Annotated in this window: 31 protein-coding genes; 29 read left to right on the top strand and 2 right to left on the bottom strand. The window is 36.8% G+C overall.

Annotated elements, in window-relative coordinates; translation table 11 throughout:
• Positions 1 to 103: 103 nt before the first annotated feature.
• The gene (locus AC1MGI_RS13015; protein WP_480345619.1) at positions 104 to 1,261 is read right to left on the bottom strand and encodes a tyrosine-type recombinase/integrase; all 1,158 of its coding nucleotides are present in this window, start codon (positions 1,259 to 1,261) and stop codon (positions 104 to 106) included.
• Positions 1,262 to 1,338: 77 nt separating this feature from the next.
• A complete protein-coding gene (locus tag AC1MGI_RS13020) occupies positions 1,339 to 1,971 on the bottom strand; it encodes a LexA family protein (protein ID WP_480345620.1) in 633 nt (210 codons plus the stop codon).
• 156 nt (positions 1,972 to 2,127) lie between these two features.
• Here AC1MGI_RS13020 and AC1MGI_RS13025 point away from each other — a divergent pair, with 156 nt between their 5' ends.
• The 29 genes from AC1MGI_RS13025 to AC1MGI_RS13165 all read left to right on the top strand — a co-directional run bounded on the left by AC1MGI_RS13025 (position 2,128) and on the right by AC1MGI_RS13165 (position 22,046).
• Complete coding sequence (locus AC1MGI_RS13025; RefSeq protein ID WP_480345621.1) at positions 2,128 to 2,364, top strand: helix-turn-helix transcriptional regulator; 237 nt, start codon at positions 2,128 to 2,130, stop codon at positions 2,362 to 2,364.
• A gap of 106 nt (positions 2,365 to 2,470) precedes the next feature.
• Entirely contained in the window at positions 2,471 to 2,740 is a 270-nt protein-coding gene (locus tag AC1MGI_RS13030) for a hypothetical protein (protein WP_480345622.1), read from the top strand.
• A 167-nt stretch (positions 2,741 to 2,907) separates the two neighbouring features.
• A complete protein-coding gene (locus AC1MGI_RS13035) occupies positions 2,908 to 3,090 on the top strand; it encodes a hypothetical protein (protein WP_480345623.1) in 183 nt (60 codons plus the stop codon).
• Between the two features lie 3 nt (positions 3,091 to 3,093).
• Positions 3,094 to 4,611 (top strand): ATPase, encoded by a 1,518-nt coding sequence (locus AC1MGI_RS13040; RefSeq protein ID WP_480345624.1) that lies wholly within the window; start codon positions 3,094 to 3,096, stop codon positions 4,609 to 4,611.
• Positions 4,611 to 4,835 (top strand): YqaI family protein, encoded by a 225-nt coding sequence (locus AC1MGI_RS13045; RefSeq protein ID WP_480345625.1) that lies wholly within the window; start codon positions 4,611 to 4,613, stop codon positions 4,833 to 4,835. Before AC1MGI_RS13040 ends, AC1MGI_RS13045 begins: the two co-directional genes overlap by 1 nt.
• A 15-nt stretch (positions 4,836 to 4,850) precedes the next feature.
• On the top strand, positions 4,851 to 5,747 hold the full coding sequence (locus AC1MGI_RS13050; RefSeq protein ID WP_480345626.1) for a RecT family recombinase: 897 nt from the start codon (positions 4,851 to 4,853) through the stop codon (positions 5,745 to 5,747).
• 2 nt (positions 5,748 to 5,749) lie between these two features.
• Entirely contained in the window at positions 5,750 to 6,490 is a 741-nt protein-coding gene (locus AC1MGI_RS13055) for an MBL fold metallo-hydrolase (protein WP_480345627.1), read from the top strand.
• Positions 6,491 to 6,901 carry a hypothetical protein gene (locus tag AC1MGI_RS13060; protein WP_480345628.1) on the top strand — a complete coding sequence of 137 codons (411 nt, stop codon included), beginning with the start codon at positions 6,491 to 6,493 and terminating at the stop codon, positions 6,899 to 6,901.
• 17 nt (positions 6,902 to 6,918) lie between these two features.
• Positions 6,919 to 7,731, top strand: coding sequence for a phage replisome organizer N-terminal domain-containing protein (locus tag AC1MGI_RS13065; RefSeq protein ID WP_480345629.1), 813 nt, complete (start codon positions 6,919 to 6,921; stop codon positions 7,729 to 7,731).
• Positions 7,712 to 9,010: a replicative DNA helicase gene (locus AC1MGI_RS13070; RefSeq protein WP_480345630.1), complete on the top strand. Its 1,299-nt coding sequence runs from the start codon at positions 7,712 to 7,714 to the stop codon at positions 9,008 to 9,010. Before AC1MGI_RS13065 ends, AC1MGI_RS13070 begins: the two co-directional genes overlap by 20 nt.
• Positions 9,011 to 9,147: 137 nt before the next feature.
• Complete coding sequence (locus AC1MGI_RS13075; RefSeq protein ID WP_480345631.1) at positions 9,148 to 9,735, top strand: single stranded DNA-binding domain-containing protein; 588 nt, start codon at positions 9,148 to 9,150, stop codon at positions 9,733 to 9,735.
• Between the two features lies 1 nt (position 9,736).
• Positions 9,737 to 9,868, top strand: a complete 132-nt coding sequence (locus AC1MGI_RS13080; protein WP_480345632.1) for a hypothetical protein — start codon at positions 9,737 to 9,739, stop codon at positions 9,866 to 9,868.
• Positions 9,858 to 10,082: a hypothetical protein gene (locus AC1MGI_RS13085; protein ID WP_480345633.1), complete on the top strand. Its 225-nt coding sequence runs from the start codon at positions 9,858 to 9,860 to the stop codon at positions 10,080 to 10,082. Before AC1MGI_RS13080 ends, AC1MGI_RS13085 begins: the two co-directional genes overlap by 11 nt.
• 5 nt (positions 10,083 to 10,087) lie before the next feature.
• A complete protein-coding gene (locus AC1MGI_RS13090) occupies positions 10,088 to 10,243 on the top strand; it encodes a hypothetical protein (RefSeq protein ID WP_480345634.1) in 156 nt (51 codons plus the stop codon).
• A gap of 570 nt (positions 10,244 to 10,813) precedes the next feature.
• On the top strand, positions 10,814 to 11,359 hold the full coding sequence (locus AC1MGI_RS13095; RefSeq protein WP_480345635.1) for a hypothetical protein: 546 nt from the start codon (positions 10,814 to 10,816) through the stop codon (positions 11,357 to 11,359).
• Positions 11,360 to 11,468: 109 nt separating this feature from the next.
• Positions 11,469 to 11,849, top strand: coding sequence for an ArpU family phage packaging/lysis transcriptional regulator (locus AC1MGI_RS13100; protein ID WP_480345636.1), 381 nt, complete (start codon positions 11,469 to 11,471; stop codon positions 11,847 to 11,849).
• Positions 11,850 to 11,918: 69 nt separating this feature from the next.
• Complete coding sequence (locus tag AC1MGI_RS13105; RefSeq protein WP_480345637.1) at positions 11,919 to 12,674, top strand: phospholipase D-like domain-containing protein; 756 nt, start codon at positions 11,919 to 11,921, stop codon at positions 12,672 to 12,674.
• A 949-nt stretch (positions 12,675 to 13,623) separates the two neighbouring features.
• Positions 13,624 to 13,911 (top strand): hypothetical protein, encoded by a 288-nt coding sequence (locus tag AC1MGI_RS13110; protein ID WP_480345638.1) that lies wholly within the window; start codon positions 13,624 to 13,626, stop codon positions 13,909 to 13,911.
• 109 nt (positions 13,912 to 14,020) lie between these two features.
• Positions 14,021 to 14,971 carry a hypothetical protein gene (locus AC1MGI_RS13115; RefSeq protein WP_480345639.1) on the top strand — a complete coding sequence of 317 codons (951 nt, stop codon included), beginning with the start codon at positions 14,021 to 14,023 and terminating at the stop codon, positions 14,969 to 14,971.
• A 164-nt stretch (positions 14,972 to 15,135) separates the two neighbouring features.
• Positions 15,136 to 15,681 carry a BA5345 family protein gene (locus AC1MGI_RS13120; protein WP_480345640.1) on the top strand — a complete coding sequence of 182 codons (546 nt, stop codon included), beginning with the start codon at positions 15,136 to 15,138 and terminating at the stop codon, positions 15,679 to 15,681.
• A 63-nt stretch (positions 15,682 to 15,744) separates the two neighbouring features.
• Positions 15,745 to 16,080, top strand: a complete 336-nt coding sequence (locus tag AC1MGI_RS13125; RefSeq protein WP_480345641.1) for an HNH endonuclease — start codon at positions 15,745 to 15,747, stop codon at positions 16,078 to 16,080.
• A 104-nt stretch (positions 16,081 to 16,184) separates the two neighbouring features.
• A complete protein-coding gene (locus AC1MGI_RS13130) occupies positions 16,185 to 16,487 on the top strand; it encodes a P27 family phage terminase small subunit (RefSeq protein ID WP_480345642.1) in 303 nt (100 codons plus the stop codon).
• Positions 16,484 to 18,118, top strand: a complete 1,635-nt coding sequence (locus AC1MGI_RS13135; protein WP_480345643.1) for a terminase TerL endonuclease subunit — start codon at positions 16,484 to 16,486, stop codon at positions 18,116 to 18,118. Before AC1MGI_RS13130 ends, AC1MGI_RS13135 begins: the two co-directional genes overlap by 4 nt.
• 5 nt (positions 18,119 to 18,123) lie before the next feature.
• Positions 18,124 to 19,272 (top strand): phage portal protein, encoded by a 1,149-nt coding sequence (locus tag AC1MGI_RS13140; protein WP_480345644.1) that lies wholly within the window; start codon positions 18,124 to 18,126, stop codon positions 19,270 to 19,272.
• Positions 19,269 to 20,003 (top strand): head maturation protease, ClpP-related, encoded by a 735-nt coding sequence (locus AC1MGI_RS13145; protein WP_480345645.1) that lies wholly within the window; start codon positions 19,269 to 19,271, stop codon positions 20,001 to 20,003. Before AC1MGI_RS13140 ends, AC1MGI_RS13145 begins: the two co-directional genes overlap by 4 nt.
• Before the next feature lie 24 nt (positions 20,004 to 20,027).
• Positions 20,028 to 21,176, top strand: coding sequence for a phage major capsid protein (locus AC1MGI_RS13150; protein ID WP_480345646.1), 1,149 nt, complete (start codon positions 20,028 to 20,030; stop codon positions 21,174 to 21,176).
• 18 nt (positions 21,177 to 21,194) lie between these two features.
• Positions 21,195 to 21,407, top strand: a complete 213-nt coding sequence (locus tag AC1MGI_RS13155; RefSeq protein WP_480345647.1) for a hypothetical protein — start codon at positions 21,195 to 21,197, stop codon at positions 21,405 to 21,407.
• 47 nt (positions 21,408 to 21,454) lie between these two features.
• Positions 21,455 to 21,712: a hypothetical protein gene (locus AC1MGI_RS13160; protein WP_480349788.1), complete on the top strand. Its 258-nt coding sequence runs from the start codon at positions 21,455 to 21,457 to the stop codon at positions 21,710 to 21,712.
• Complete coding sequence (locus AC1MGI_RS13165) at positions 21,699 to 22,046, top strand: phage head closure protein (protein ID WP_480349789.1); 348 nt, start codon at positions 21,699 to 21,701, stop codon at positions 22,044 to 22,046. The genes AC1MGI_RS13160 and AC1MGI_RS13165 overlap by 14 nt, the downstream gene beginning before the upstream one ends.
• Positions 22,047 to 22,056 lie beyond the last annotated feature (10 nt).

Consider the following 22,056-nt stretch of genomic DNA (forward strand, 5'->3'; position numbering starts at 1 on the left):
ATACTGCTAGTATCGGGCTTTTTTTTACATCGGGCAAGTTAAATAGTTTTCCGCCTATTTTAGCAACTGCCCGATAAATGCCCGGTTTTGTTTCAAAAAGAAGTTATTCGAGTACATTTTTCATATGCTCCTCGAATTTATTCATCTCGTCTTTTTCGATTTTTTTACTAATGTGTGAATAAACATCAGAAGTTATTTGCATACTTCCATGCCCTAAACGCTCTTGTAAATATTTCATACTAGCTCCGGATTCCAATTGTAATACTGCATGTGTGTGCCTTAATGAATGGATTGGTAAGTTAGAGAGACCAGCCTTTTTTAATATTCGGGCAAAGGAATTAAACAAACTTGATTTTGGCATGTAATTTCCATCATTTCGACAAAGAACCAAGTTATGTTCAAAATGATAGTTATCATTTAGTGCTGTCTTGTTTTGATTCTGATATTTCTTGTGGAAATGTAGATCATTAGCAAGTCTCTGGCTAATTGTGATCGTTCGTTTAGAATGGTAAGTTTTAACGTCTCCAAACATTTCGTCAGGATTTTTAGATGCTTCTTGGAAATCAAGTGACTTATTAATATTGATTGTTTTTTCTTTTAAGTCCACATCAGTCCATTGGAGAGCGGCTGCTTCACCTTTACGCATTCCAGTTTCAATTAGGACCTTATAAAAAATCCAATAGATATAATCATACTTATAAGCTTCTTTAAGAAAATCAGAAATGTGCTCGGATTCAATAAATTTGATACCATGTTCTTTATCTTTACCTTTTATTTCGACACCTTCACAAGGATTCCTTTTGACCTTTCCAATTATCCTAGCCTTCTCAAAAGCGTTGTACATGGTTCCGTGAATAATCTCCACAGTACGCTTGCTGTAACCTTTCTCGATAAGATGATTGATGAATTTTTGATACATGATATGCTTTACTTCGTCCACGAGGATATTTTTAAAGTAAGGGATAATGTGATTTTTAACATTACGCTCATGTAATTCAAAAGTGTTTTTGGCCACAGTGCCTTTTTTGTATTCTTTAAGCCAAGTCTCCAAATAAGTTTTCAAAGATTCCTTTGTCATTTCATAGCCTTCACGAATCATTCTTTCTGTTTCTTCAGCTGCTAACTTCGCTTCTGGTTTGCTAGTAAAACCTTTCTTAGATTTTTCTTTAGATTTCTTTGTAATAGGATCCTGATAATAGACTCGATATTCCCAAAAATCTTTATTGGAACCTTTCTTCTTATATTTGTGGAAAGTGGCCATTTGTAGACTCCTTTCAAATTTTAGAAAAAGAGCAGACCGTCGTCTACTCTTCTGATTAAATTGCTAGCGCTAGAAATTTAAAGGTCTTGCGTAAATCGAATTGCTTTTCCGATTATCCTTGCTGGGTTTTCCTCTGTCACTATGTAAGGTTCATAGTTCGGATTATCCGGCATTAACATAATTACATTTCCTTGTTTCTTTACACGTTTTAAAGTGGCCTGTGTATCTCCATTTACTAATACTGCGGCTATCTCTCCATATTCCACATCTGGTTGCTCACGTATTAATACGCAAGATCCATTAGGAACTGTTGGTTCCATCGACTTTCCTTTAGCCTCTAAGTAAAATACTTTTCCACTTGGTAAAGTGTCAGCAAATTCATATCTATAGCCAATAAAGTTTTCTTCAGCATAGATTGGATCTCCACATGCAATGGCACCTAAAATGGGTATTTTAACAGTCTGTTGTGATATTGGAATTAGATTGGTTGGTTTTTCTTCGGTTATATCTGATTCCCAACCCATTAAATATGCAGGAGAGACTTTCAAAACTTTTGCCAGATCTAAAATAGTGTCATTTTTAAGGTTCTTAATGTTTCCACTTTCATATCTCTGTATTGTTGCTTCAGTTTTTCCTAACCTTTCGGCTACTTCAAGTAACGTCAATCCCTTTTTTAATCTTGCTTTTTTCAACCTTTCGCCTATATTCATATAAACACCTCCTTTCGTCAAAGCGATTATATCGTATACTTACGTAAAATGAAAGTATTTTTTAATAAAAGCATAAATAACTTTCGTCATATGCTTGTTTTATTTTTTTTACCATGATATATTTTACTTACGTAATACGAAAGGTGGTGTTGTAGATTGACAAAAAGTTCAATAAATACTCAACTCCTTGAATCTAAAATAGTTCTTAAGGGATATAAAAGTAGAAAAGAATTTGCTTTAGCAATCGGAGCTACTCCTCACACTATTAGTAATTTATTGAACGGAGCGCATAATCCTTCTCATGAGTTGATGAATGCGATTTACCGAACATTAGATTTAACTCCAAATGAAGGGATAGATATTTTTTTTAACTCGAACTTACGCAATACGTAAGTCAGGCGGAATTTTTTAGAGGTTGAATAACCTCACTTTTTTTAAACTAAAAATGTCGAATTCTGCCGAAAGAACAAAATTGTTCTTTAAAAAGGAGGGTGTTTATATGCTTGATATTCAAGTGGACGAAAAGATCGTTGAAAAAATTTTCTTAGAAGAATTACAGAAACGTCTTGATCGTATTGAATACAATCGCACTTTGTGGGATATGAAAGAACTTTGTAGGCAAACGAGTATGAGTGAGAATACCGTAAAAGAAAAATTTTTTTATGACAAACGTTTTCCGAAATATAAGATTGGCGGCAAGTGGTACTTTCCAGCATTGGAAGCAGAATCATTTTTGCTCATGTGGGTTAAGGAACAATCATCATATTAACAAGAAACATCCTTATTTTTTTATTTTCAGAATGTCGAATTATGCCGAATAACGAACGTGCGTGTTCTTTTTAAAGGAATTATATACAGGAAAGTGGTCATTAAATTAAGTGAAATTCCAATGTAAACAAAAGTGTATACATCAGATAACAGAGAGGATGAGGAAAAATGGAACGAGTAATTCAGTCAGTAACAGTGGTGGCCAGCGTACGTGCAAGATTTGTGGTAGGCAAAAATCAAGTGGACGACATTATCGAAAAAGATGGTGTTTACAAACTTTACAACGAAAATCATGAACTAATTTATGAAATCAAAAATTGTCCCGTTTTAGTTTCTTATAAGGAGGCTTAATCGATGAAAATCCATTTCATAAATGCAAAATTTGAAAATTTTAAATCCCACCGTGATCTCTCAGTTAACTTTGGCGAGAGAACCGAGATCACGGGGGATAATACAAAAGGGAAAACTACAATTCCAGAATCCTCTTCGTATGTATTGTATGGCTTAGATGCCTTTGGTGGCAAGTTAGATCCGACACCTATTACATACGAATCTGAAGAAACGAAGGTATCACTTTTACTAAATGTTGACGGGAAAGACCTTTTACTTGGTCGTGGTCTTAAGAAAGGCAAGGCTTCTTATTACGTAAATGACGTCCCATCTAAAGCAAAAGAATTCAATGAGATCGTTGGGAAGTTATTCGACAAGGACTTGTTTTTATCCTTGTACAATCCTAATTATTTTTTCACTATGCACTGGGAAAAACAACGAGCCATGCTACTTCAATATGTAATGGCTCCTGCAAATAAAGAAGTCTTAAAACATATGCCGGACGAGCAATCAAAATCCTTATCTGAACTATTAAAGAAACATTCACTTGATGACATAAAGAAAATCCATGCTGAAAGCAAGACGAGGCTGGATAAAAAATATATAGCAGCACAAAGCAGGACCAAGACGCTTAAGGAGCAGTTAGAACAGTTTTCTGAAATAAACGTTCCTATTGATTCTCTGAAAGTGGAACTTGCTCAAATTGATAAACAGGTGAGAGAGAAAGAAGCTTTACTCGATAGTATTTGGGAAAAGAATCAAGCCTTTAATAAAGTTCAAGCAGAGATCAATAATCTGCAGAGTCAGATATTAATGTCAAAAGATCGCTGGGAGCCATTAAAAAATGAGGTCATTGAAGATACATGTCGGACCTGTAAAAGACCTTTAAATGAAGAGGCAGTTAAGGCAGTAAAAGATGATCACGCTACAAGAATGTTAGATTACAAAGCTAACCACAATCAGCTTGTCAAGGAACGCAAGGACCTACAAGTCCAACTTACTGAACTGGAATACATCGATGCTGCTGAATTACGAGAGGAAATCCGTTTACTTGATGAATCTGGCCAGCCAATACGTGTGGCTATCCAAAAACATTCGCAAGTAACCAGACTAACAGAACAAGTCCAACAAGCTGCAGCAGACGAAAAAGACACACTCGCATCGCTTAATGAGTCCATCTATATCCTGGATAGTATCAAGGCATTCAGAGCCAAGGAAGCTGAATTACAGGCTGAAAAGGTACAAGCTCTATTCACTAATCTCTCAGTCCGACTCTTTAAGCAGAACAAAGGAGATGGGGAAGTTAGTCCAGACTTCGAAATTGAAATGGACGGTAAACCATACAGCAAGCTTTCCCTTTCAGAAGGAATTCGAGCAGGACTGGAATTAAGGGATGTTCTTTCACAGCAAAGCAATGTAATTACTCCGGTCTTTGTAGATAACGCTGAATCGATTACGAGCTTTAAAGAGCCTGTTGGTCAGTTGATTATCTCCCATGTAGTGGCAGGGCAGGAATTGAAAATTGAAGGGATGGATGCCTAATGCCTAAAGAACATATCGAGCATCCTGAAATTACGAAAACTATTAAAACAGGTTATCCAAACATGGTCGCCCAGCCTGAACATTTCGGAACAGACATTATGGATACTGAAATTCTAACAGGTGACAGATACATCGAATTACCAGGCGGTGAATTATTGCTTGAAAGCAATATAGAAGATTACCAGATTGAACATCTTGGTTGGGTTTTTAAAATAGCAGATTAATAGGGGGATTTATTTATGGCTAACAATTCTATCGTGCAATATACACCAGAAATAACAGAAACATTCAAACCAGAAGTACTGCAGGTCATTCGAACTTCAATTGCACCAACAGCAAACGATCAGGAATTTCTATTATTCGTACACAAGGCTGCATCATATGGTCTAGATCCATTCAAAAACGAAATCTTTTTCATCAAGTACGGTCAAACAGCACGCATCCAATTTGCAGCAGAAGCTTATCTTTCAAAGGCGCGTGAACAAGAAGGATTCCAACCACCAGATACTCAAATGGTCCATGAAAATGATGATTTCAGAGTTGCTAAAAATCAGGAGACAAAAGAGCTTGAGGTCGTTACTCATGAAATCGGCTTCCCACGTGGCAAGATTATTGGAGCTTATTCCATCGCTTACAGAGAAGGTCGTCGTCCTGTAACGGTTATTATGGACATTGATGAAATTGCCCATATGTTTACTGGTCAAAACAAAGATAACTGGAATAAATGGACCTCAGATATGTTTGGTAAGCATGTGCAGCAACGTGCACTTAAACGTCAATACGGACTTGAATTTGAAGATGAGACCATCACGCATGGTGAACCAGAAGGCGGTATTCCTGAATATCAACCACAGGCGCGAAAAGATATTACACCTAACCAGGAAGTGATTGATAATCCCAATAAACTTACCAATCCTGATCAAGACCCAATCGATGAAGCTAAAACAGAAATGCAGAATAAATTTAAACGTCTTGGTATTACTGGCAAGAAGGCAAAGGCGGATTATATTGCTAAGAATGCACCGGACATCAATGGTGAGCCTACCCTTTCACAGCTTGTTGGCTTGCTCGAATTAATGGACATGCACATCGATATGCAGGATATGCAAAATCAAGATGCGGATTCGTTGGACTAATTATGAAAGTAGACATCCTGGCATCAGGATCAACGGGTAACTGTATAGCTATCCGTTCCTCTGACACTACTATTCTAGTTGATGTGGGCATTGCGAAAACTAAGATTGAGAAACGGTTGCTGGAGGTCGGGATTAGGCCTGATTCCATTGATGCCATATTTGTGACCCATGCCCATTCGGACCATGTAAAGGGGATCCCGTTAGCTAATAAATATCGGATTCCTGTGTTCGCATCTGAGGGAGAATGGAAAAGCATCAGAAGCGTTGATGAAGAATTAAGAAACATACCAAGAATCATTGTTGAAATTGATCACTTACGTGTTCTCCCATTTCATATTCACCATGACTCATTTGAACCTCTTGGTTACTCGATTATTGACAAAGATAATTACAAAAAAGTGTCTGTCTGCTTAGATACTGGTCATGTTGACGAGTCAATGATTGAGGTAATGACTGATTCGAATATTTACATCATAGAGAGTAACCATGAACCATCCATGGTCGAGTATTCCAAATATCCAAATAGTGTGCAGGCACGTATTCTTTCTGACATCGGTCACTTAAGCAATGCACAAACCGCAAATGCTCTTTCTAAGCTCGTAAAGGGCTTTGGAGAGAAGATATACCTTACACATTTATCAAGCAGTAACAACATGCCTGAGTTAGCCAAAATGACCACGATGAGGGCGTTGGCTAAGAAGGGATTTAAAGAAGGTAAACATTATGAAATCGAGGTGTTTTGAATGAAGGTACAACTAATTAAAGATTTAACACTTGCTGGCATTCCGTATGCAAAAGGAACAGCCTTTAAGGTTCGCGTAATCGAGATGCGCAATTTAATTAATGCAACATGGGCTTATCAAATCATTGAAGGTGACATTGCTGGCGTAAGAATTAATCCTTTGGACTGCTTGGAGGTTGACGAAGGACCTACAGAAGCTACCTATACCGAGAAAGAATTCGAAGATATGAAACAGTATTATGCGGATCTGTTGAAAAAAGAAAAGGAAAGCAATCATCGTCTTGTTCAAATCGTTCATAATCTTACACATCAAATTAACCAAAAGAATGGTCTAGAGAAGAATTTGAATCAGTTCCTTGACGCTTTAAACATTGCAGCAAGCAAGCATCTTTTCGAAACAACTAAGGGATAAAGAACGGGTGATTAAAAATGCCAGAGATTAAATGGATTAAATTAAGCACTAGCATGTTCGACGATGAAAAAATACGCCTAATCCAAGCAATACCAGAATCTGATGCCATTATTGTCATTTGGGTACGATTGTTGACGCTAGCCGGAAAAAACAATGCAGATGGTCAAATTTTTATAAATGAGAACATGCCTTATAACGAGGAGATGTTCTCCACTCTTTTTAACAAACCGGTTAATACGATTCGTCTTGCTATTGAAACACTTAAAAGGTTCGAGATGATAGATATTTTTGAGAATGGAACTATCTTTGTGAACAACTGGGAGAAGCATCAAAACATTGAGGGAATGGATAAAATAAAGCAACAAAATGCTGAAAGAGCAAAGAAATACAGAGAGAGAAAAAAGCAAAAACAGTTAGGAGAAAAGAGTAACGTCACATCACGTGACAGTAACGCTCTAGATATAGATAAGAATAAGAATAAGAGTATATATGTCGAGATCATATCTTATCTAAACGCTAAAGCAGGTAAGAAATTCAGCTCCAAATCAGAAGCAAATAAAAAACTGATTAACGGTCGTATGAGTGAAGGAAGAACCCCAGAAGACTTCTATCACGTAATCGATCTAAAGTGCGAGCAATGGTTAAAAGATCCTAAGATGAATGAATATTTACGACCATCCACTTTATTTGCTCAAAAGAACTTTGAAAACTATGTGAACGAAAAGGCGAAAGGCAAAGATCTATCTTCGAATGATCCTAGAGACAAAGACATTGAGTTTCAGCGATGGATAGCAGAAGGGAACGATCCAAATGATTTCAACTGGAATTGAACTTGATGCTGAGAAATCTGTTTTAGGAGCAGTTTTCCTTGATGCTAACGTCCTGGACGAAATTGTTTTCCTCGAAGAAAGAGATTTCATGAATCGTAGGCACCAACAGCTATACAAAGTAATGCGTTACTTGGAAAAGAAAGGGCATCCGGTAGATATTTTAACGGTCACGGAAGCTTATGTGAGGTTTGGAAGAATCGAAGAATTAGGCGGAGTTGGTTATCTTACTGATTTAGCAGATTCTTGCCCAACTACGGCCAACGTTGATTATTATGCAAGGATTGTTCGTTCTAAAGCCATGGAACGTAGGATTAAAAATACAGCTGACATTATTCAAGGGATGTCCAGAGATGATTACGAAACCGATGAAGAATTCTTTTCCTATGTCGAACAACTAGTGACTGAATTAAGGCCACAAGATAATTCAAAAATGCTTAGTTTTTCAGAAACAAAGGACGAGTATTATATCCATCTTAAAACGCCTGCTGAATTTATTAAGACTGGTTTCAAAGAATACGACCGATGGGCCCAAGGATTATGGAGAGGTTGGCTTTTTATAAGTGCTGGTCGCCCTTCGGTTGGGAAAACCGCAATTGCATTGCAAAGAATATATGGAGTAGCGCAACAAAAGAAAGGTGTAGTGCTTGTTTGGAGTCAGGAAATGAAATGGAATTCTTTAAAAGATCGAATGCTTTCTGCAGTAACAGGCATACCCTTTCAAAAAATCAAAATGAAGAATTTGAATCCTAGCGAACAAGACTTGCTCGATCGTGCATATGACAACTTCGAATATTTGCCCATCTTTATGCAGGATAGCTCAGGTGTCACCATTGATGAAATCAAAGCGACTGCTAAGCAATTTAAAAAGAAGTATGGGGAGATTGCCATGATTGTTGTTGATTACTTGCAGATCATGAGCATACCTCAAACGAATGGTGATACAAGAGCCTTGGCTATCGGACGTGTAACTGGCCAAGCCAAACAAATTGCTATGGATATGGACTGCTGCTTTATGATGCTTTCCCAAATGACACGGGAAGCTGAAAAAGGTGGAATACCCAGAAGACCCGTGTTAGCTGATCTTAAAGAATCAAGTTCTATTGAACAAGATGCTGATGTAGTTGAATTTCTATGGAGTGAGGGAGAAACCACTTCACAGGGGAAAATCATTAATCAAACGTTCGCTAAAGGTCGGGATATTGGAGTCAATGAATTTAAGCTGCTCTTTATGAATTGGAAACAAAAATTCACAGAGCTACCAAGTGAAATTAAACAATAAATACGGGAGGGGTAGCCGAAACATGAATCTCTCACAAGCTACTAATCAACAACTCTACCAAATAGCAACGGATGAATCTGCAAGACTGATAGACCGTTATGCTGCCGCAAGAGAGTTGCAGGAAAGGAAGAAGAAAAATGCGTTTTGTCGGAATTGACCCAGCGAGCAAAACAGGTTTTGTTGCATTGGATGAAAACGGTGTTGTCCTTAGAGAAAAAGAGCTTACCGGATTAGGTAAAGAGGACCCGAAACGCATGTCTACCCTTATCGATGAGATTATGGAACATGTTCGCCTAGGAGACATTATCTGCATTGAGGGTTTTCCCTTCGATACACAAAAGGCTATGTTCGCTGGTGGTCTACATTGGGGAATTAGAAATGCTCTTTATAAACGAGGGCTGAAATACTTCGAGGCTGCACCAAACGCTGTTAAGAAATTCGTAAAGGTAACAGGTTGGATTGGAAAAGCCGGAAGCAAGACAAGACTTACTGGTGCCCAAAAGAAGCGAGCTGTCATGAAAGCAGCTTATGAACATTTTGGATATGAGCATAAGAGCGACAACGTAGTGGATGCATATATCATAGCTCGTATCACTAGGGAATTATGGCTTGAAAAAAACAATCAGCGATTTCATATGCTACCTGATTATCAAACCGAAGTGATCCAAACAATTCTTTATCCGCCTATTGTTGAAAAGAAGCCTAAAAAGAAGGCGAGGGCTTAGTATGACGGACAAACAGAAACGTCGGTTGTGGAAGTCCTTGGCTAGACGGAAGAAAGAGATTAATAAAATCAAGTTGGCCAATGATTGGCTTTCTTTCTGGAATAAGAATCGAGGCTATCGATATGGCCAATAAAATTCAAGCAATAGTCGTCCGTAGAAAAAGACAGCATGAGATTGTTCGAGCTATTGAAGATTTAATTAAACGAGGTTACGAGGTTGTTTATCCTATATCAAGGGCACAGCAACATGATAAGGCTTTTACTAAATCAGATTTTGAAAATGTACGATATAACCTTGTTGATCATGAGACTGGTTGGATTGCTAAGTTGCAGAGGGTTGTGGAGTGAAGTTTATGAAACAAACTGTAACAAAAGGGATTGTCCAAAAATGTGAAAGCTATGACCATCCTGTGGAGATAAATATGAGGATAGCTACGGATATAAGGAATGCTAAGGCTGTAGGTATCTTGATGATGAAATTGACGAAGAATAAAAAATGGAGTATTTAAAACTTTGTTGATGGTGTGGAAAGTTAGGTTTTTATTATTATGTAATCTGTAATTTTACTTACTTGCTGCCAATCCAATCTTACGAAGCATTGGACTGAACCGGGTTCTATTGAAAGAATTAAATAAAGTATCTTAGAACTAATTCAATTGTTGTTAAAAGAGTTTGGATAATTAACTCTTTTAGAATTTCTTTAAAAAGACTAATCATTGTACACACCTCCATTCATGGAGATATTGAAATAATATTCGGAAAGCCCTCATTTTGACACAAGATTTTGTTTAAAACACAAATCGAAAATTATGCACATTGTGAAAGCAAGCGTCATTTACAGTCCGACTAAGCACTTCCGAACGATTCGAAACATCCTTCTGAAACACTCGAAACCATTCGAAACCCGTTCGGAAGGTTCCGAAAGACCGAAAAATTATGAAAAAGATCCATTCGACACAATTCGACATGAGTAAGTGATGCAGAATGGTGGTAAGTTCGCTTTATTTTTAAATTTGAATGTAATTGGTCTTGTAAACATTAAAACGCCTTAGAAGGCTGGGTAAAGGGGAATTACGAGTATGTCAAAAACTCAATTAAATGTTTTGTTCAAGAAAATCCAAAAGGATGATAAAAAAGAAGTTTTAGAGTTTCATGTGCAAGGAGATGAGTTGCCACATTCACAGGAACTGGTGGGTATGGCTGGGTCCATCGTTTATCTGGATGTGGAAACAAGCAAGGTTGGGAAAATTAATGCGGAATTTAAATCCATACAGCGTGATTCTAAAAGAACTACATTGAAATTCAATGTTAAGGGTGATAGTGAGGATAAAATGAACAAGATGTATCCTTATGCAGGTAGAAGTGTTTCTTTACTACTCGAGCCTTCGCAAATGTCTATTGAGGAATTCAATGAACCACACGAGGGAATTGAGTACACAATCGAGAAAGACGGTACAACAAAGGTGGCTGCTAATCAAATGTCACTGGACGAGGTGAAGGACGAGAGTGAGGTTCAGCCTGAACCTAACAAGAAAGATGAAGAGGACCCATTTGATGCACCAGAGCTGAATGAAGTTGATCCATTTGATTCACCAGACTTTGACGAAGCAGATCAACTAGAATGATAGGAAAAGCCCTAAGCTTTGGCTTGGGGCTGGAAATAAAAAACACCAGGATTTCTCCCGGCTCTGGTCTAATTCTTGGTAGGAATATTATACCATAGGGGGCGAATGAATGAGTAATCAATTATCCTTCTTTCCAGACGTCGATGAAAAGAAAATTCGCTCTATCGTTGTGAAAGAACTGAAGCTATTTAGAGCCTTAAAGATTCAGCAATTAAATAAACAAGAACTCAATGATAGAGGAATTACCATAGATATTTTTCCGAAACTATATGATAATGACCGTGAGAAAGAAATGAAAGTCCTTCATATGGAGAGAGCATTGAGCAATCTTGATAGCATTGAAAGACAAATTATCGAAAAGAAATACCTGGATATTGAACGTCAGAATGATATCAATATTTATTTGGATTTATGCCTGCAGAAAACATCTTATTATGAGAAAAAGAAACAGGCAATTTTTATGATCGCACACTGTTTGAATATAATCTGATTTAAACAAATTAGTATCTAATCTGTGGTATATTATGGTTATATTTTGCAAATAAGGAGGATGAAATTTTTGAAAGAAGAACAATTCTTGAAAACAATGATCGAAACAGTGAAATATGACGATTATGATAATAAAGACAAATTACTCGGCATTTTAAGAAATTCTGTAATTACATACGAAAGAACAAGTACCTATGGATCAAAATCTGGTTATTATCGTGAGTTCGTCTGTTTAAGAGTACCAGTACCAATGCTTGCAACAGCAAGACAACTTGAAGATGAATTAGGTAAGGTTGTTAATGAGGTTTATATAGAGCCAACAGACACAATGCAAGATTATGAATTGTGGGGATTTAGAATAAAACCCAAACCAGTGGATTTAGATAATCCAGAAATTAAAGAACATGATGTTGTTTTTAATGAGATTAAGGAAGTAATAATTCAAGGTATTCGAAATGCAAAATATACAATTTGGGTCGCAGTTGCTTGGTTTACTGATAGGGAAATATATAAAGAATTACTATTGAGAAAGCAAGAAGGAGTACATATACGAATTATCACATCAAACGAATATACAAATAGGTGGCTAATAGAAGATTTTGAACGTAATTTTGAACTAGTGAAAGTTCCATTAAAAGGTGAAAAATTATCAAATAGACTTCATGATAAATTTTGTATAATTGATTTGGAATATGTAATGCATGGTTCCTATAATTGGAGTAAAAATGCAGTAGACAGCGATGAGACTTGGGCAACTGCATTAGACAGAGATTTTGTGAAAAAATTTGCAGAGGAGTTTACAAGGTTGTTTGTTGAAAATTCTTAATGTGATTGAGGGATAATTAGTTCGTTGTATTCGGATTAACGAAGATTTCCAGACAAAAACTGAACAAAATATGGAGAAAAAGGCGGACAAAGTTGCTGCCTTTTTTTTCTGCGTATTTTTATAAGATTATCTCAGGAAGTAATTCCTGGGATAAGCGCAATCCCATATCAAGGGTGCTAACCGGAGTAGTCAAACAGGCATGAAAGTTATGCTGATGCACCTAGTTTGCGGTGGCTACTTTGTGGGGCAAGGGGGTAAGAGTCCTCCAACATTTATGTTCTTTGTAAACTAGATGCTCACAACAAAAATACACCTAGCTTGTTTCCCGTATTATTGAGCGTCTAGTTTAGAAAGAGCATTAATTGTACCCACGTGGAGGACGGTAAATCTAGTTCCTTCATTAGAGCGAGATTCCTAAAGAAAACAATAAAGAAAACAATAAAGAAAACTACCTAGCAAATGATATTTGCAAGGGGAGGATTAATTAAAAAGAAGGGTATTGTTTCCTTTTGTCGAAATAAGTAGGTGAAAGGAAAGTGAGGTGTGATTATGGGCTTCTTTAGTGAATCTACAATACCGGAATATGACGATAAAGATCCACAACGATATTGTAAGAAATGTAATAATCAAATTAGTGACAATGTTCATTACAACAATCAAGGCATTTGTGATGATTGTATCGATAAGAAATAAGATTAAGAGAGCATCCATTCATTGTGTGCTTACAAGGAGGAATGTAAAGTGAAAGATCCAGGAAGTGGTGGAAGCCCGTTATTGCAAGGTGATCCAGGTACAGGTGGATATCCTGTATTACGACAAGGTATTGTTCGCCCGTAATATTATAGTTTGATAGGCACTCATTTAAAGGGTGTCTTTTTTTATTTTACAAAACCTTTACAAGGACTATTTGCCTAAATGTTGAATCTTTCTTTATAGGAGGAGGATGACCATGAAAACACAATTAGAAAAGTTGGTGGAAGACGAAAGTTTTGGATTGGGAGCTTTAGATAGTGAGACAGGTATTATGTTTAACGAGCATAAAGACGCTGTTGATTTCATTTTTCTGTTCTTCGAAGATCGTGTGGAAGTGTATTTAAATTTATATGACGAAAATGAAGATAGTACTGCAATAATCGGTAGGGATTACTTGGCTATTGGTGTTGGCGATACATTAGAAGAAGCTCAGGATAATGCGGTATTTGAGTTAGATAAACAGGCATATTTGAATATACAATAAAGAACGAAGCGCTCAATCATTGGGTGCTTTTGATATTTTGTAAGAAAAGCAGGAATATAGTCCTCTTATGTCGATATATATACTATAGAGACAAATAAGGGGGATAAAAATGAGACTTCGAGTTATGAAGGAAATTCTAGATGAAAACTTAAGGAATTTAGTAATAGAACGCGGTGCTGCCAATAATGAACAGTATGAAATTTATGATTTCCCTAAAATTTATCTAGCACTGAGAGAACTTACTAAGTTTAAATTTTTGGAGGAAGAAAAGTTGGCTTTGGAACAAACTATAATTTACAATGATAAAAATGATCGAGTAATAGTTTCAGCAGATTCATTGAATTCCTTTGTAAGCATAGTTAATCTTATAAAAATTAAAGTACAAACTGTTCTAATAGCCATAGAGGAAGCATTGCCTGAACAGGACAAGAATTCCATAAGTGTAAAATTGCCAGACTATGTTGATCTTGAAAACGTATCGGATTTTATAAAAGAAATTAATATTATTTTAAATCAAACGTTGATAGATAAATACAAGGGAAAAATAAAGTTACAAAATTTTGATACAGGATCAAATTGGATAGAAGTAATCTTAAATAATCCTGAAGCGCTTGTATATTTCGGGTATGTTTATAAAGCAGCAACGGAGTTATTCAGAGTCGAATATTTAAAGTGGAAACAAACCCAGAGTGTGATTAAAGGATTAGCTATAGCTGATGACGCAAAACAAGCAGTATTGCAAGGACTTAAGGATGAATTAAAAACTAAGGCTGAGCTCAATGCAAAAATGTTAATTGAGAACGCAGACATTACATCAAACGTTAATGAGTACCAGACTAATTTAACTAGGTCAATTATCAAGTTAGCAGAGTTTGTATCGGAAGGCGCTGAAGTACATACTGCCCTTAACGCTCCTCAAGCAGCACAAGATGTTTTCCCCGATATTGGAGAAATTCAGGAACTTGTTCAAACTCAAATGGAGCTATTAACTGATGGCTCAGAAACATCAGCAGATACCATAGAAAATAATGACGAGTCTGATTTGGAAGCCGATGAGTAATATCAAAGATTAATGATTTAAGCCGCCGCTAATTGCAGTGGCTTATTATATTGGAGAAAGAAGGTGATTAGGTTGGGAATGTCGTCTTACATATAATAATATTTGTAAGAAAAGCAGGAGAATAGTCATTCTTTGTCAAAGTAAAGGGCAAGGAGGAGAATCAATTGAATTTTGATGCAAAACATCTAATAAGATGGGGTATTCCTGGATGGATAATGATTATGACACTAGGACCATATTTCTTTTTCAATTATGGTATTGTAAGAACTGTATCGACTTCAGATAATTTACTTGCTGTTGGTGCATTCCTTACCGTTGCTGGTGTTCCATTAGGATACTTATTAAACCAGATACATCATTCAATAACTTGGGTAATACCCAAATGGTATAGAAATGGATGGGTTAAGTATTTTGAAAAAGAGATAAAATTAGACGAGTTATTCTCAAGAGACGAAAAAGGTGAGAAAAAGCAAGAAAGATACAGATACTTATTATCCAGAAAACACGAGTTAGGCGGAGTAACTATTAGCTTGGGGATATCAGTTTTAACTATTTCGTTTCTGAAAATTTTTGGACAGAATAATCAAGTTTGGTCTTGGATATATTTAGGTATTGTATTTATTCTTTTTATATTAATTTGTATTAGTAGAAATTATTCGAGTAAAAATATAGATAAATATTTCAAATATTACTTGATAGACAGGAACTAAATAAATCTTAAATTTTTAGCGCTCATTTTGATGGGTGCTTTTTTATTGGGAGGAATCGTTACCTTGCCAGAGTATAAGACGATGGAACAGAAGAAGAAATTCTATAGGTCGAGTGGATGGGAGCAGCTAAGACTCGAGGCTCTGAAGAGAGATAACTATGAGTGCCAAGAGTGCAAACGACAAGGGATGGTGCATGTTGACTCTATCAAGATACAAGGTGAACGGAAGAGCGTCGAACTAAACGTCCATCACAAGTACGAGATTGAACACCATCCGAAGCTTGCTTTAGTACTTGATAACCTTGAAACTCTTTGCCTTAGCTGCCATAACAAAATGCATCCTGAAAAAGGATTCGGCAAGAAAAGGAAGCAGACGAAGTGGAATGACGAGATGTGGTGACACCCCCGGTCAAAGATTTCATTAATTTTGAGAAACCCGGGGACCGGGGAGGGGCTCGATTTTCCAGATTCAACATCATTTTTTCACGTTAGGGGGGTGGGTAGGTGGCTGTAAGCATAACAGATCTTAAGAATCAGCTTATGGGAAAGATTGATACGACTGATTTAGTCCAGGTCGAGAAAGTCGAACGTTATATAAATCTGGTCAAATCGTTTAGAAAAATCAATACAATTATCAACAAAGAAGGGGAGTCTGTTACTACAAAAAACGGATCGCAGTCTTTTACCAAGGCCCACCCTCTGATAGGTGAGCGAAATAAAATTAATGCATCTTTATTGAGTATCGAAAAGACATTTGAGTTCGGTGATATTAAGGAGACCAAGCGCAGCGCTAGTGACCTCATATGATTTCGAATAGACATGTTGACGAATATATAAAGCTGTATGAAACAGGTAAGATAAAACTCAATAAAGAACGCATTATGCTAATTGAATATTTACAAGAACACGTGTTAATACGTGATGACGTATACTTTGATGATGAAATGATCGAAAACTTTATAAAATTTGCTGAGAAGTGGTATTTTCCTTTACAACCATTTCAGAAATTCATTGCAGCATTTGTTTTTCTTTTTTACGAAGAGGATGACTCTGTATTCTACGAACAGTTTCTAATTATGATGGCTCGTGGTGGTGGGAAGAATGGTTTTATATCTGCCTTAAGCCATTTTTTTATAAGTCCTTTACATGGGATACAACGCTATAATATTTCGATTGTGGCCAACAACGAGAAACAAGCGAAAGTTTCTTTTAGAGAAATTTATGAAACGATTGAATCTCACGATCTATTGGAAGACATGTTTTATCGGACAAAGGTTGAGATACATGGAAACGATACAAAAAGCGTATTGCAATATCACACATCAAACGCAGGTTCTAAAGATGGTCTTCGCGATGGTTGTGTAATTTATGATGAGATTCATCGTTATGAAAATTTTGATGTCGTTAACGTATTCTCTAGCGGACTTGGAAAAGTACCGAATGCTAGGGAGTTTTTTATTGGGACAGATGGTTATGTTCGTGAAGGCTTTTTAGACAAAATGAAAGAACGAGCTATGAATATTCTTGAAGGTAAGGATTTAGATGATCCTCTTTTTCCTTTTATCTGCAAGATTGACGATCCTAAAGAGGTTGATGATACTGAGCAGTGGGAAAAAGCCAATCCAATGTTTTCAAACCCTATGAGCACTTATGCTAAAGGTTTGTTCAAGAAGGTTCTCACGCAATTTAAGCAATTAGCTAATAACCCATCCAATCGTGAAGAATTCATGACTAAGCGTATGAATCTTCCTGAAACAGACTTAGCAAAAGCAGTTGCCAGCTGGGCTGACATTATGGCCACAAACAGACCATTTCCGGACTTGTCACATCGCACTTGTGTAGGTGGTTTGGATTTTGCCAGTATAAAGGATTTCGCGGCAGTTGGTCTGCTCTTTAAACTTGGTGAAGATTATATTTGGAAATCTCATTCGTTTGTACGTAAAGGATTCCTTGATAACGTCAAATTGAAAGTGCCTATTCGCGAATGGGAAGTTGATGGGTTCTTAACAATTGTGGACGAGCCTGTTATAAATATTCAACATATCGTGAGCTGGTTTGTCGAAATGAGGGAAATATACGGTGTTAATACAATTGTTGCTGATACTTTCAGATTAGATTTGGTTAAAACTGCACTGGAAGCAGAAGGCTTTACGTTGTTGTATATTCGTAATCCAAAAGCTATTCACTCTCTCTTAGCGCCCCGAGTAGAAACGATGTTTGCCAATCATCATATTATTTTCGATGATAATCCACTCATGCGCTGGTATACCAACAACGTCTATGTCCACATCAAAAAAGATGGCAACAAAGAGTATTTAAAGAAAGATGAATTCAGACGTAAAACAGATGGTTTCCAAGCGTTCATTCATGCGTTGTGGCAGGCTGATAACATCCTTACCGATGAATATGATTTTATGCTTGCTGATATTAAGTTCTAAAGGGGGTGATTAAAATTGGATTACTAGATTCGATATTTAAGAAAAATAGTGAGCTTGGCTTTATGTTTGATATGGAATTACTCGAAAAGACAACCAATCGCATCCACATGAAGCGACTGGCAATTGACACATGCATTGCCTTTCTTGGACGTACGATAAGTCAATCTGAATTCAGGGTGAAAGACGGCAAATCGCTTGTAAAAGATGAATTGTATTATCGCTTGAATGTCAGGCCGAACAAAAACATGACTGCCAGTACTTTTTGGGAAACTTTCATCCATAAGCTTATTTATGACAATGAGTGTTTGCTAATTCAAGCTGATGATGGTGATCTCCTTATTGCAGATGATTTCCAACACAATGAATATGCTGTTTTCGAGGACACTTTCACAAACGTGACTGTCAAAGACTACACCTTCAAACGGAGTTTTCCGCAAAATGAAGTCATCCATTTACGATATCGGAATGAAAAGTTATCTCCTTTGATTGATAGTCTTTTTACTGATTATGGTGATTTATTTGGAAGGATATTAAGCTCTCAAAAAAGAAAGAATCAGATTCGTGGTACCGTTGATATGGATATGTTGGCAGCCAAAAGTGCCACTCACCAAGCAAAGCTTCAAGAATTTATCGATAACATGTACAAAGCAATTGGTGAAAAGGATGTAGCGATTATTCCTCAGCAACCAGGATTCAAATATGATGAAAAGTCTAGTGGCAACTCGAATGGTCCTGGTGTGGATGAAATCAATAAGGTGACAAACGGATTTCTTGACCAAGTAGCAATGGCAATTGGTATTCCCGTTAGTTTACTTCATGGTGATATGGCCGATGTGGAAAAGCAGACAAAGAATTACATGCTTTTTACCGTAAAGCCTTTGCTTAAAAAGCTTTCTGATGAAAGCAATGTCAAGTTTTTCGAAATGAAAGAATACCTTGCCGGTAAAAAAATTGAGATTAAGAGTATCTCTTATCAGAGCATTTTTGAACTTGCTACAAGCATAGACAAATTAATCGCTTCTGGTGCTTTTACTGGAAACGAAATTAGGTCAGAGGTGGATTATGAAAAATCTGATGATCCTAACTTGGCCAAACATTACATCACGAAAAACTATACCGAAATGAATTCATCTGAAGGAGGTGAGAATGAATGAAGCGACGTTTTAATTTCAAAAATCAGCAATACAACAAGCAATTAGAAAGTATCCCACATAATTTCGGAGTAATCCATGATGACGAAAAAGGTGAATCAGTCTTAACGATTTACGGTGATATCGGTGAATCATGGTGGTGGGATTCAACTTCAGCCGTCGATGTAGATAATGCTTTAAAAAATGCAGGCGAAAATAATATTGTAGTTCATTTAAATTCCCCGGGAGGTAGCGCATTTGATGGCATTGCAATATATAATCGCTTAAAAAATCATAAAGGTAAGGTAACTATTCACGTTGATGGTTGGGCTTGCTCTGCTGCATCTGTTATTGCAATGGCGGCAGACGAATTAATCATGGGACTTGGTTCTATGATAATGATTCACGAAGCATCTAATATTGTTTGGGGGAGTAAAAACGATTTCCGTAAACAAGCAGATTTACTCGAAAAGTTAGAAGACGGTATCATTGATATTTATATGGAAAAATCAAATGTTACTCGTGAAGAAATTCGTCAAATGGTGGATGATGAAACTTGGTTTAGCGCAAACGATGCTTTAGAGATTGGTTTTGCTACTACAAAGTCTACTTCATCAACTGTGGTGGATGATGAAGAAATCACAAATCTAAAAGCTCAAATGCAATTGATGCAAAATGAATTAAATCAATTGAATAATAAGGAACCCGAAAAGCCAACGCCTATTAAACAAAATAGAGCAGCGAGGCTTTTTTAATTTGAAAATATGGAGGATTAAACAATGACAATTAAATTCAACAAATCAGAAGCTTTCCAAAATGCTAAAACGGCACTAACGGCGGTTTTATCGAAAGAGGAAGTAACAGAACGGGAAACAACTGAAGCATACGAAAATTACTTTGATGCACTACAAACAGAAGTTGCTTCTGCTATTCGTAATCAAGTAAATGATGAAATGCTTGATCGTTCCATCCTTCAACAGCGTGGACAGAATGTACTAACTTCTGCAGAAACTAAATTCTTTAATGCGGTAGTTTTAGATGGAGGATTCAAGGATGATTCTATTCTTCCCGAGACAACCCAAGAGCGTGTATTTGAAGATTTAACAACTGCACATCCTTTACTAGCTACAATCGGATTACAAGACCTGGGGGCGGTAACTCGTTTCATCTATTCTGATGCAACAAAGGCATATGCTTGGGGACCATTATTCGGTGAGATTGCCGGGCAAGTAAATGCTGCTTTCCGTGAAGAATCAATCGGACAATACAAACTTACTGCATTTGCTGTTATTCCTAATGATATGTTGGAATTAGGTCCTGTGTGGGTTGAGCGTTATACCCGTACATTGTTAGTAGAATCATATTCTGTAGGTTTAGAATATGGATTTGTAAACGGTAGTGGTAGCAACCAACCGATTGGTTTATTGAAAAATGTTGCTGAAAATGGAGCAGTATCTGATAAAACATCATCTGGAACATTAACATTTGCACCTTCTCAATATGGTGAGGTAGTTGCTGGTGAACTATATCAAGTCGTTAAAGAACTGTCTACTGATGCTAAAGGGAAAACGAGAAATGTTTTGAACAATGTAGTTATGGTAGTTAATCCAATTGATGCAATTGGTGTACAAGCTCGAAACACAATCCAAACAGCGAATGGACAATGGGTAATGGCTTTACCTTACAACATTCAAGTTGTGGAATCTGAACAAGTACCTGTAGGGAAAGCTGTCTTCTTTGTAAAAGGACAATACCTTGCAATTGTTGCTGGTGGATATAAGCTTAAGAAATTTGATCAGACACTTGCTATTGAGGATGCAACCCTTTATACAATCAAGCAGTTTGCAAATGGTAAGCCAAAAGATAATAAGGCCGCATTGGTTTATGACTTAGATATTAGTTTTACAGCAGAAACCCCATCGGTCTAAGGAAAGGATGATTAAATAATGCCGTATAAAGTAATTCATGCATTTAAAGACAAAGAGAATAACAATATTCTTTACCGTGTAGGTGATGAATATCCAGTGGAAGGTTATAAACCTAGCAAAAAGCGCATTGCAGAATTAACAAAAGAACACCCAGAATATAAACATGCTTTTATGGAAGAGGTCAAAGAACAAGATCCGAAAGATGAACCACCTAAAGAAAATAAGGAGTGATGTAAGTGACTATCTCTTCTGAAATCTTGCAAGAATTCAAAGATAGGATGCACTTGGGCGATCACGAAGACGATAATCTAAGACGCATCCTTTCTGCGTCTGTAACGGCTCTGCAAAGGATTTGCGGTGATTATGTTCTAGTCGATGAAGAGTTTAAAGAGCTTGTATTTGAGCGTTCTCGTTATGTTTACAATGACGCGTTGGAATATTTCAATGCAAATTTTTTAAGCCAGATTAATAGCCTGGGCATCGAGAAGGCGCTCGAAGAGATCCAGTTGGATGGTGATCCGAATGCAGCCGTTTAAATATAATCCGAATTTTAACTCTGGCTCCTTTCGACACCGCATTATTTTTCTTTCATCCACATCAGTTAAAGATGAGCTTGGTCAAGATGAAACCGTCTGGGCCCAATATAAATCCGTTTGGGCAATGATCAAAACTGTGAAGGGTTCTGAGTATGTTGCCGCCTCTACGGAGCAAGCAGAAAGGACATATCGCTTTGTGATTCATTTCATGATTGGAATCAATAAGGACATGAGAATCGATTTTAATGGTCGTATTTTTGACATTATCGAGCCTCCAATCAATGATGATGAGTTGAATAAAACACTAACTATCCTCGCAAGGGAAAGGTTATAAATTGTTAGCC

The sequence above is a fragment of the Peribacillus sp. BM1 genome (assembly GCF_056679975.1).